7 protein-coding genes and 1 pseudogene are annotated in these 11,286 nt (G+C 31.1%); 6 read left to right on the forward strand and 2 right to left on the reverse strand.

Features of this window, described 5'->3' with window-relative positions; genetic code table 11:
- Positions 1 to 245 precede the first annotated feature (245 nt).
- The 3 genes from Q0F58_RS13965 to Q0F58_RS13975 all read left to right on the forward strand — a co-directional run bounded on the left by Q0F58_RS13965 (position 246) and on the right by Q0F58_RS13975 (position 3,999).
- Complete coding sequence (locus Q0F58_RS13965; protein ID WP_294377698.1) at positions 246 to 989, forward strand: DeoR/GlpR family DNA-binding transcription regulator; 744 nt, start codon at positions 246 to 248, stop codon at positions 987 to 989.
- Between the two features lies 1 nt (position 990).
- Entirely contained in the window at positions 991 to 1,896 is a 906-nt protein-coding gene (gene pfkB / locus Q0F58_RS13970; protein WP_294377701.1) for a 1-phosphofructokinase, read from the forward strand.
- 180 nt (positions 1,897 to 2,076) lie between these two features.
- Positions 2,077 to 3,999, forward strand: a complete 1,923-nt coding sequence (locus Q0F58_RS13975) for a fructose-specific PTS transporter subunit EIIC (RefSeq protein WP_294377704.1) — start codon at positions 2,077 to 2,079, stop codon at positions 3,997 to 3,999.
- 139 nt (positions 4,000 to 4,138) lie between these two features.
- Here the strand turns inward: Q0F58_RS13975 and Q0F58_RS13980 are convergent, their stop codons facing one another.
- Entirely contained in the window at positions 4,139 to 4,900 is a 762-nt protein-coding gene (locus Q0F58_RS13980) for a formate/nitrite transporter family protein (protein WP_294377706.1), read from the reverse strand.
- 330 nt (positions 4,901 to 5,230) lie between these two features.
- Here Q0F58_RS13980 and nifJ point away from each other — a divergent pair, with 330 nt between their 5' ends.
- Positions 5,231 to 8,746, forward strand: a complete 3,516-nt coding sequence (gene nifJ, locus Q0F58_RS13985; protein ID WP_294377708.1) for a pyruvate:ferredoxin (flavodoxin) oxidoreductase — start codon at positions 5,231 to 5,233, stop codon at positions 8,744 to 8,746.
- Positions 8,747 to 9,127: 381 nt separating this feature from the next.
- On the opposite strand, the gene Q0F58_RS13990 is transcribed toward nifJ, so the two are convergent.
- A complete protein-coding gene (locus Q0F58_RS13990) occupies positions 9,128 to 9,394 on the reverse strand; it encodes a ground-like protein (RefSeq protein WP_294377711.1) in 267 nt (88 codons plus the stop codon).
- A 291-nt stretch (positions 9,395 to 9,685) separates the two neighbouring features.
- Between Q0F58_RS13990 and aat the strand changes: the two genes are divergently transcribed.
- Entirely contained in the window at positions 9,686 to 10,342 is a 657-nt protein-coding gene (aat, locus tag Q0F58_RS13995) for a leucyl/phenylalanyl-tRNA--protein transferase (protein ID WP_294377715.1), read from the forward strand.
- A 358-nt stretch (positions 10,343 to 10,700) separates the two neighbouring features.
- Positions 10,701 to 11,286: pseudogene (locus Q0F58_RS14000) on the forward strand (AAA family ATPase); the annotation flags it as partial.

The following is an 11,286-nucleotide window of genomic DNA, read 5'->3' on the forward strand; positions in this document are numbered from 1 at the left end:
CATCTAAAATGATATAAAGTTTGATTGCTATAAATTATCAGATGTACATTAGAATAGATTAGAATTCAGAATAGTTTAATAAATTTAACAGGCTTTTTAAACAAGTCTTATAATAGAAAAAGAACAAAAAACAATCAAAAACAATTATAAACTTTAAAAAAGCAATAAAAAAATGAAAGATTTTGAAAGAAAATGATTGAATTATTTTAAAAAATGTTATATTATAATATCAAGGAGTGGTGATAATGTTTACAGAAGAAAGATATAATATCATTCTTAATGAATTAAAAGCCAAAGGAATTGTTTCAGTAACTGAATTAGTGAAAATCCTTAATGCATCAGAATCAACAGTAAGAAGAGATTTAAATGCACTAAATAATGATGGAAAACTCAAAAAGATTCATGGAGGAGCAATTTCAATCGGCGATAACACTTCTAAACATGATTATAAAGTTAATTTAAGAAAAACTTTAAATACAGAAGAAAAAGTACAGATTGCAAAATATGCAGCAGGACTTATAGAAGATGGTGATGTTGTATATATAGATGCAGGTACTACAACTGAAGAAATGATTGATTTTATAGAGGCGAAGGATATATTGGTAGTGACTAATGGCATAGTTCATGCTAAGAAAGTTCTTGAAAAAGGGATAAGAGTTATCATTTTAGGAGGAGAGGTGAAAGAATCCACAGAAGCTATAGTTGGAAGCAATGCTGTAGATGATCTTAAGAAATATAATTTTTCAAAAGGTTTCTTTGGAACAAATGGAGTCAGTAATAAAAATGGATATACCACTCCGGATATAAATGAAGCAATGGTAAAAAGAGAAGCAATAACAAGATGTATAAAGTCTTATATTCTTGCTGATGAATCAAAACTTGAAGAGGTAAGTTTTATAACTTTCGCAGATATAAGTGATTCCATATTAATAACAAGTCAGACAAATGGGAATAGTAATTATGATACAAAAGTGATAGGAGTGAAATAATATGATTAATACTATAACTTTAAATCCTTCATTAGATTATGTTGTAAAAGTTGATAATTTTAAAGCAAATACATTAAATAGAATCAACAGTGAACAGGTTTATGCAGGGGGAAAGGGAATTAATGTTTCAATAGTTTTGCAGAATTTAGGAGTTGATAATACTGCATTAGGTTATATAGCAGGATTTACAGGTGATGAAATTTTAAGGCAGGTAAAAGAACATGGTGTTGACTGTGATTTTGTAAAACTTGATAATGGAATGTCAAGAATAAATGTAAAACTTAAGAGTGATGGAGAAACTGAAATAAATGGTGCAGGACCTGATATAACAGAAAAAGACCTTGAATCTCTTTATGAAAAGGTAAGCAAACTAAAAAAAGGTGATTTTCTTATACTTTCAGGAAGTATTCCAAAGAGTGTTCCAGATGATATATATGAAAGGATTATGAAAAATCTTTTAGATAAAGAAGTTGAGTTCATTGTGGATGCAACTAAAGATTTATTATTAAATGTATTAAAATACAGGCCATTTTTAATTAAGCCCAATCATCATGAATTAGCAGAAATATTTGATGTAGAACTGAAAGATGATAAAGACATAATAAAATATGGAAAGAAAATGCAGGAAATGGGAGCTAAAAATGTTCTTATATCAATGGCTGGTGATGGTGCAATACTAATTCCTGAAAATGGTAATTATATAAAGAGAGAAGTTCCAAAAGGAACACTTAAAAATTCAGTTGGTGCAGGAGATTCAATGGTTGCTGGATTCCTATGGGGATATCTTAAAAATAAAAACTTAGATGAAGCTTTTAAAATGGGAATTGCAACAGGAAGTGCCAGTGCATTCTCAGAAGAACTTGCAACAAAAGAAGAAGTAGAAAATCTGTTATTACAGATGAAATAGAAAATATAAAAACTAAGCCAGAGTTTGCTTAAATGAAGTTTATGCCAATACACTTAACTGATTTTAAATGAAATATTTAATATATTCATATTTGAGTATCAGTTGAAATATTGGTATAGATTAAAGTAAAAAAGTAAACCTTATCATATATGAAATTTATTAGTAAGAGGAGGAATTAAAATGAGAATTATTGATTTATTACATGAACAGGGAATGAATCTTGATATTAAACCAAATTCTAAAGCTGAATGCATAGATATTCTTGTAGACCTTATGGATAAGACAGGAAATTTAAATGATAAGGAAGAATATAAAAAAGCTATACTTGCAAGAGAAGAATTGAGTACAACAGGTATAGGTGATGGAATTGCAATACCTCATGGAAAAACAAAAGCAGTTAAAAGGGCAAGTCTTGCAGCAGGAGTATGCAAAAATGGTGTTGATTATGATTCGTTAGACGGAATGCCAGCAAATTTATTCTTTATGATAGCTGTTCCTGATAACAGTGATAATCTTCATCTGGAAGTTTTAGCACGTCTTTCAACTATATTAATGGATGGGGAATTTAGAGAAAAATTAATAAACTGTAATGATAAAAAGGAATTTTTGAAATTAATAGATGAAAAAGAAGCAGAAAAGTTTCCGGAAGAACCAAGAGAAGAAGCTAAACCGGCAGAAGGTTCTTATAGAGTATTGGCAGTAACAGCATGTCCGACAGGAATTGCTCATACTTACATGGCTGCTGAAAGCCTAGAAAATAAAGGTAAAGAAATGGGAGTTACAATAAAGGTTGAAACAAATGGTTCTGGAGGAGCTAAAAATGTTTTGACTAAAGAAGAAATTGAAAAAGCTGAATGTATTATAATTGCAGCTGATAAAAATGTTGAAATGGCAAGATTTGATGGAAAAAAAGTAATAAAGACAAAAGTTGCAGATGGAATTCATAAAGCAGAAGAACTTATAAATAGGGCAGTAAGTGGTGATGCTCATGTTTATCATCATTCAGGAGGAGCTTCTGAATCTTCTGATGATTCTGATGATGAAAGTATTGGACGTCAGATATATAAGCATTTAATGAATGGTGTATCACATATGCTTCCATTTGTTATTGGAGGAGGTATATTAATTGCTTTAGCATTTCTTTTAGATGATTATAATATAAATCCAAGCAATTTTGGTAAAAATACACCTATAGCGGCTTTGATTAAGACAATAGGAGAAAATGCTTTTGGTTTTATGCTTCCTATACTGGCTGGATTTATTGCAATGAGTATTGCTGACAGACCAGGTCTTGCAGTAGGTTTTGTAGGTGGAGCTTTAGCAAATGCAGGTACTACATATTCAAGTGCTTTTGATTCAAGCATTTCACCAATAAGCGGTGGTTTCTTAGGTGCATTGTTTGCAGGATTTGCAGCAGGTTACTTAGTTCTTGGACTTAAGAAAGTATTTGATTTACTCCCAGATGCTTTAGATGGATTAAAACCAACATTATTATATCCATTCTTTGGCATAGGATTAATTGGTATAATAATGATAATTGTAAATCCACTCTTTGGTTCTATAAATCTCGGAATTACTGGAATTCTTAATTCAATGGGCGGAACAAGCAAGGTACTTTTAGGAATAGTTGTAGCTGGAATGATGGCTATTGACATGGGTGGTCCTTTCAATAAAGCAGCTTATGTATTTGGTACAGCTTCACTTGCTTCAGGAAATTATGAAGTTATGGCAGCAGTTATGGCTGGAGGTATGGTTCCTCCTCTTGCAATTGCACTTGCTACTACATTCTTTGGAAATAGATTTACTGAAAATGAAAGAAAATCAGGTATTACAAATTATGTAATGGGATTATCATTCATAACAGAAGGTGCAATTCCATTTGCAGCAGCAGATCCATTAAGGGTTATTCCTGCATGTGTTGTTGGTTCAGCAACAGCTGGTGCAATTTCAATGATATTCAATTGTACCTTAATGGCACCTCATGGTGGTATATTTGTAGTTCCTGTTATAGGAAATCCATTAATGTATATTTTAGCAGTTGCTATTGGAGCAGTTATCGGAATGCTGCTTCTTGCAGTATTAAAAAAGCCAATTGAAAAATAATAAGCTAACACAAATCTTTTTAAATAAATATATAATAATACAAAAAATACTGTATTAGAGGATTTTAAATTCCTCTGATACAGTATTTTTTTACAGACTATATTTCTGAAGAAATTCTGGATACATTTAGCTGAATATATCAGCCATCTATACTTGTGAATTTTAATATTCCTCCAAGAAATATTCCGCCTCCAATGATATTTCCTGTAACAGCCCATAAAATGTTATTCAATGCTAGTGCTAAATTAAATGAATCTAATGAAAAGCCTGCAATTGAGAATATTGCAATATTAGCAATACTATGTTCAAATCCTGCTACAACAAATGTGAATACACAGAAGAACATTAAAAGTGCTTTTCCAAATTCACTTTTAAGTTTTATTCCTGAAAAAACAGCAAGACAAACACTGAAGTTACATAAAATTCCTCTTAGAATAACCTGAATAGGGGAAAGCTCCATCTTTGCCTGTACAATTGGTTCTAAATAAGGTTTTAATATTGATAATGAAGCACCGCTTTTTACAAATATATATGCAAAGAATATTATTCCTAATGCATTACCTAAAAGTGAATATATCCATACTCTCAAAGTTGAATAGATAGATGCTTTTTTATCAAGAAGACCTGTGAACATTACAAAATTATTTCCAGTAAATAATTCTCCATTGAAAAATACAATTGCAATAATTGCAAAACAAAACAGTGCTGAACAGCTTATTTTTGCAAATTCAGGATAATTTGGAGCAAGTATTGCTCCATTTGTGTATGAAAGCACTGTTGCAAGAAAAAGAAGGATGCCTGTAAAAGCTGAGCGTCCTAAATATACCAATGGTTTGTCCTTTGAAAGGACTGATTTGTTTTCAGCCATAGTTGTGACTGTGTTTAAATCGCTATAATACATTATTTTTACCTCTATTACTAAATTTTATTTTACACATGATACCCATAATTAATTTTAATAATAGAATTGTAGACACTTTAGGAAGTTCAGTATATATTATACAGGATAAATTTAGAATGTAAATCATCATATTGATAAAAATATATACTTTTAAAAATACAAATTATATTTAAACATGAATTTTGAAGAAAATGGATGGGTGTAGGAAAAATTAGTATGGTCATATACAATTAAAAAAGAAAAAAATAAGTACATAATATAAGCTGAAGCTGTAAAGAATAAGAATTATGAAAGTTTAAGTTATTCTAATTTAGAAAATGAGGGATTAACATGAGAAAGACAAAAACAATGGATGGTAATACTGCAGCAGCATATGTTTCATATGCATTTACTGAAGTTGCAGCTATTTATCCTATAACACCTTCATCACCAATGGCTGAACATGTTGATGAATGGGTAGCTAAAGGAAAGAAAAATATATTTGGACAGCCAGTAAAGGTTGTTGAAATGCAGTCAGAAGCAGGAGCAGCTGGTGCAGTTCATGGTTCACTTCAAAGTGGGGTGCTTACATCCACATATACAGCATCTCAAGGTTTGCTTTTAATGTTGCCTAACATGTTTAAAATTGCAGGTGAACTTCTTCCATGTGTAATTCATGTAGCAGCAAGAGCAATTGCAGCATCATCTTTAAGTATATTTGGAGATCATCAGGATGTTATGGCAGCAAGAGGAACGGGTTTTGCAATGCTGTGTGAAGACAACGTTCAGGAAGTTATGGATTTATCACCAGTAGCGCATTTATCTGCAATAAAAGGAAAAGTTCCTTTTTTAAATTTTTTTGATGGATTTCGTACATCTCATGAACTTCAAAAAATTGAAGTGCTGGAAAATGATGAACTTGCAGATCTGATTGATTACAGATCTCTTGAAGAATTTAGGAAAAGAGGATTAAATCCTAATCATCCAGTAACAAGGGGAACAGCTCAAAATCCAGACATATATTTTCAGACAAGAGAAGCAGTTAATGAATATTATGAAAAAATTCCAGAAATAGTTGAAGATTATATGGAGAAAATAAATAAACTTACAGGAAGAAATTATCATTGTTTTGATTATTATGGAGCAGAAGATGCAGACAGAATAATAATTTCAATGGGAGCAGTAAATGATGTTATTGAAGAAACTGTAGATTTTTTAAATAAAAATAAACAGAAGACAGGGGTTGTAAAAGTAAGACTTTATAGACCATTCTGTGCTGAAAGATTATTAAATGTAATTCCTAAAAGTGTAAAAAAAATTGCAGTATTAGACAGGACAAAAGAACCAGGTTCTATTGGAGAACCCTTATATTTAGATGTCATAAAAGCATTTTTCAATAAAAAGGATGCTCCATGCATTGTGGGAGGAAGATATGGTCTCGGTTCTAAAGATCCTACACCATCACATATTGCAGCTGTGTTTGATAATATTGCTTTAGATGAACCAAAGGACAGATTTACACTTGGAATAACAGATGATGTAACAGAAACATCATTGAGGCCTATAGATATAAATGTAGTTCCTGATGGATGTACATCATGTAAATTCTGGGGGCTTGGTTCAGATGGTACGGTTGGTGCTAATAAGAGTGCAATTAAGATTATAGGGGATCATACAGATATGTATGCCCAGGGGTATTTTGACTATGATTCAAAAAAATCTGGAGGAATAACAATATCTTCTTTGAGATTTGGAAAAAATCCAATTAAATCTAGATATGAAATTGATAAAGCTGATTTTATTGCATGTCATAATCAAGCTTATGTATATAAATATGATGTGCTCAAGGGACTTAAAAAAGGAGGAGTATTTTTATTAAATACAATTTGGGATTGTGATGAACTTGAAGAAAAACTTCCAGCATCTATGAAGAGATATATTGCAGAAAATAATATAAATTTTTATGCAATAAATGCAGTCAAAATAGCTCAGGATATAGGACTCGGTGGAAGAATAAACATGATAATGCAGTCTGCATTTTTTAAACTTACAGAAATTATTCCACTTGAAGATGCAGTGAAATATTTAAAAGAAGCAGTATCTTCTGTCTATGGCAGAAAAGGTGAAAACATTGTAAAGATGAATAATGATGCCATTGATAAAGGTATAGAGAAAATTATAAAGATTAAAATCCCTTCAGATTGGAAAAATGCAGTTGATGAAAATCATAAAACTGAAAATGATTTACCTGATTTTGTGAAAGACATTGTAATTCCTATGAATAAACTAAAAGGCGATAAACTTCCTGTATCTGCATTTATAAATTCTAAAATGGAAGATGGAACTTTTGAACATGGAACAACAGCTTATGAAAAAAGAGGAATTGCTGTAAATGTACCAAAATGGATACCTGAAAGATGTATTCAATGCAACCAGTGTTCATATGTATGTCCACATGCAACAATAAGACCATTTTTATTAACAGATAAAGAAAAAGAAAATGCACCAGTAGGATTTAAATCTATAGAACCAAGGGGATTAAAAACTGAAGAAACATTAAACTACAGCATAGGAATTTCACCTCTTGACTGTACTGGATGTGGAAATTGTGCGCAAGTATGTCCAGCACCAGGAAAGGCACTAATAATGGAATCACAGGAAAGTCAGTATGACCAGATAGAAGTTTGGGATTATGATGTAAAGAAGGTTAAGAATAAAAATCCTATGACTAAAACAACTGTAAAAGGAAGCCAGTTTGAAGTTCCATTTCTTCAATATAATGGGGCATGTGCAGGATGTGGTGAAACTCCATATGCAAAACTTGTAACACAGCTTTTTGGTGATAAGATGATGATTGCAAATGCAACAGGATGCTCATCTATATGGGCAGCAAGTACACCAGCATCAGCATATTGTAAAAATTCACAGGGACATGGACCAGCATGGGCAAATTCATTATTTGAAGATAATGCTGAATTTGGTCTTGGAATGTATTTGGGAGTGAAGACAATAAGAGAGAGGATTGCAGAAAACATATGTCTTGCATTAAATGAAGATATTGATGATGATGTAAGGAAAGTGCTTAAAGATTATCTTGATAACATGGATGTTCTTGAAGGAAGTAGAGAACGTTCTGAAAAGTTAATTAAAGTTCTTGAGGAAGATAATAGTGAATTTTCAAAAATAATATTAAATGATAAGGAATTTTTTATGAAGAGATCACAATGGATATTTGGAGGTGATGGATGGGCATATGATATTGGATATGGAGGGCTTGATCATGTTTTGGCATCCAATGAAAATGTAAATGTTCTTGTATTTGATACGGAAATATATTCAAATACAGGAGGACAGAGTTCAAAATCAACTCAGACATCAGCTGTTGCAAAATTTGCTGCATGCGGAAAACGTACAAAGAAAAAAGATCTTGGAATGATGGCAATGAGTTATGGTTATGTATATGTTGCACAAATAGCTATGGGTGCTGACAAAAACCAGACAATAAAAGCTCTTGTTGAAGCTGAAAATTATGATGGACCATCATTGATAATAGCTTATTCACCATGTATAAATCATGGAATAAAGATAGGAATGTCTAATTCACAGGAAGAAGAAAAAAAGGCAGTTGAGTGTGGATATTGGAACCTTTATAGATATAATCCTTCCTTATGTGGAAGCGGAAAAAATCCATTTTCATTAGATAGTAAAGATCCAAAGGGAGATCTTAAAGAATTTTTAATGGGAGAAGTAAGATATTCATCACTTGCAAAGGTATTTCCAGAAGAAGCAGAAAAATTATTTGATAAAAATGAGAAGGATTCAAAAGACAGACTTGCAGTTTACAAGAGACTTGCAGGAAAGGAATAAAGTATTAATTTTATATTATTAAGGGATTGCTTGATTAGAAATACAAATATTTTAGTATTGTATATCTGATTTTTGTACGGCAATCCCTTGTTTTAATTTAAAGGTTTTGAAATCAGGCAAGTAAAAGTAGAGGTAGAAGGAGACTATTAGTAAATCCTCCAAGAGATATACCAGAATTATTCATTCTGTAAAGATTTCCATAACTACGATTATTAAATCTATAAGAATTGTTAAGATTACGGTTTAATCTATTATTGAAACTGATGCCCCTGCCTCTTCTTCTATATCTGTTGTATCTGCCATATGATGGGGAAAACCTTCTGTTCATTGATAAGAAATTTTGAGAATAATTTCTGAACATCATAATCGTTTTGTAAAATTCTATAAGAATAGGAATGGCAATAATCCAGCATATCCTAAGCCGCCAAATCCGCCACCAAATCCACCGAAGCCACCGCCAAATCCGCAGCTTCCAAAGTTAGCATAATAAGCACCAGCAGAAAAACCAGCATTGAATGCATTAGAATAAGCATTATTATTATTATTATTATTATTATTATTGCAACAGCAGCATTTATTAGACTTTTTTACTTTTTTACATTTACAGCAGCATTTGCATGAACAGTTATTGTTGTTTTTATTTGACATTGAAGATACCCCCTGATATTTTATCTTTTGAAGTTTAATTAAGATATTTTATCTTTCTGTTATACTAGTAATATATTCAACATAAGAAAAAATTGTTACAGTATATTCTAATTGCTTTAAAAAGAAATTTTCATAAGATTTCTTCAAATTGATGTGAACATAGTATTGAGAAAATTAGATATGATATAATAGCTTGTAGTTATTGATTATTTAAATAGATTATTATGTTTTATGAAATATTTTATAAATTATAAGATATAGTATGTGGTTAATTATAAGGGAGAGATAAAAATGGCTATATATAAATTAAGTGAAGAATTTATATTTCCAGATCCAGAAAACAGTGAAGAGGATGGACTTCTGGCATTTGGAGGAGATTTATCAATGGATAGGCTTCTTCTCGCATACAGTAATGGGATTTTTCCATGGTATAATGAGGGGGAACCTATAATGTGGTGGTGTCCAAAACCAAGATTTATAATAAAGCCAGATGAAATCAAAATTTCAAAATCAATGAAAAAGGTCATGAGAAATGGACATTTTCAAGTTGTATTTAATAAGAATTTTGAAGGAGTAATAGAAAATTGTAAATCTATGAGAGAAGACAAAGAAGGCACATGGATTACTAATGATATGAAGCAAGCTTATATAAATCTTTTTAATAATGGATTTGCGGCAAGTGTTGAAACTTATTTGAATGATGAACTTGTAGGAGGACTTTATGGGGTTGTAATTGGAAAATGCTTTTTCGGTGAAAGCATGTTTTCAAAGGTTAGCAATGCATCAAAAGCAGCTCTTATAACATTAGCCAAGAAGTTAGAAGAGCTTGATTTTGAATTCATTGACTGCCAGGTATATACTTCACATCTTGAATCTATGGGGGCTCACATGGTTGAGTGGGATGAATTTAAGGAAATGCTTCATAGAGGTATTTATGAAGCAGAGTAAAGCTTTGCTGGAATTTAATTGGAAAAAGTTTTCTTTATTATATTGGCTGCTGGTTATATCATATCATCAGTAACATGGCTATATGTTCTCAGTGTCATTTCTGCTGTATGGCCAAGTAAATTAGCAGTGGTTTTAAAATCTACATCATTTACGCTTTTTAGGCGAATGATTCCGTTGTCGATATTTGTTAGATATTACATTTTATTATGATATTAAGATTTTCCCCACTTGTGGGGAAAGATAGCTGTTGAATGGAATCCAGACAGATGATTTTTTATTATAACATATATGTTTAAAAATATAATAAATTAGGATATAATGATAAAACAGATATAGAAGTGAATGGAGGAAGGTGTATATGAAAAAGAAACCTTTGCCAATAGGAATAGATAATTTTGAAATGCTTATAAGCAAGAGGATATTACTTTGTAGATAAGACATTATTAATAAAAGATTTACTTGATAATAAAGCATCAGTAAATTTGTTTACAAGACCGAGAAGATTTGGAAAGACATTAAATATGAGTATGCTTCAGTATTTCTTTGAAGATGAACGTAATGAATTTGATGGAAGTAAAAAGGATAACAAATATCTTTTTGATGGACTTAATATAATGAATGAAGATGAAGAATATACTTCACATATGGGAAAGTATCCTGTAATAAATTTATCCTTAAAATCTGCAAAACAGCCAACCCTAGATTTGGCTTTTCAATGCTTAAGAGAGGAAATATCAAATGAATTCAGAAGACATGCATTTATCTTAAAAGATGAAAGATTATCTACTGAAAAGGAAGAATATATGAACATAGTCCAAAAAAGTGATGATATGTCTTCATATGCTACAGCATTAAGATTTTTAAGCCAATGTCTTGAAAAATATTATGGAAAGAGAACAATTATTTTAATAGATGAATATGATGTACCGCTTGAAAATTCATTT

Source organism: uncultured Clostridium sp. (assembly GCF_934754915.1).
Lineage (GTDB): Bacteria > Bacillota > Clostridia > Clostridiales > Clostridiaceae > Clostridium.

What these genes read in the sequence shown, in the direction of transcription:
- Q0F58_RS13980 (WP_294377706.1), bottom strand. Translation starts at nt 4,900, where the DNA reads ATGTATTATAGCGATTTAAACACAGTCACAACTATGGCTGAAAACAAA.
- Q0F58_RS13965 (WP_294377698.1), top strand. Translation starts at nt 246, where the DNA reads ATGTTTACAGAAGAAAGATATAATATCATTCTTAATGAATTAAAAGCC.
- aat (WP_294377715.1), top strand. Translation starts at nt 9,686, where the DNA reads ATGGCTATATATAAATTAAGTGAAGAATTTATATTTCCAGATCCAGAA.
- pfkB (WP_294377701.1), top strand. Translation starts at nt 991, where the DNA reads ATGATTAATACTATAACTTTAAATCCTTCATTAGATTATGTTGTAAAA.
- Q0F58_RS13990 (WP_294377711.1), bottom strand. Translation starts at nt 9,394, where the DNA reads ATGTCAAATAAAAACAACAATAACTGTTCATGCAAATGCTGCTGTAAA.
- nifJ (WP_294377708.1), top strand. Translation starts at nt 5,231, where the DNA reads ATGAGAAAGACAAAAACAATGGATGGTAATACTGCAGCAGCATATGTT.
- Q0F58_RS13975 (WP_294377704.1), top strand. Translation starts at nt 2,077, where the DNA reads ATGAGAATTATTGATTTATTACATGAACAGGGAATGAATCTTGATATT.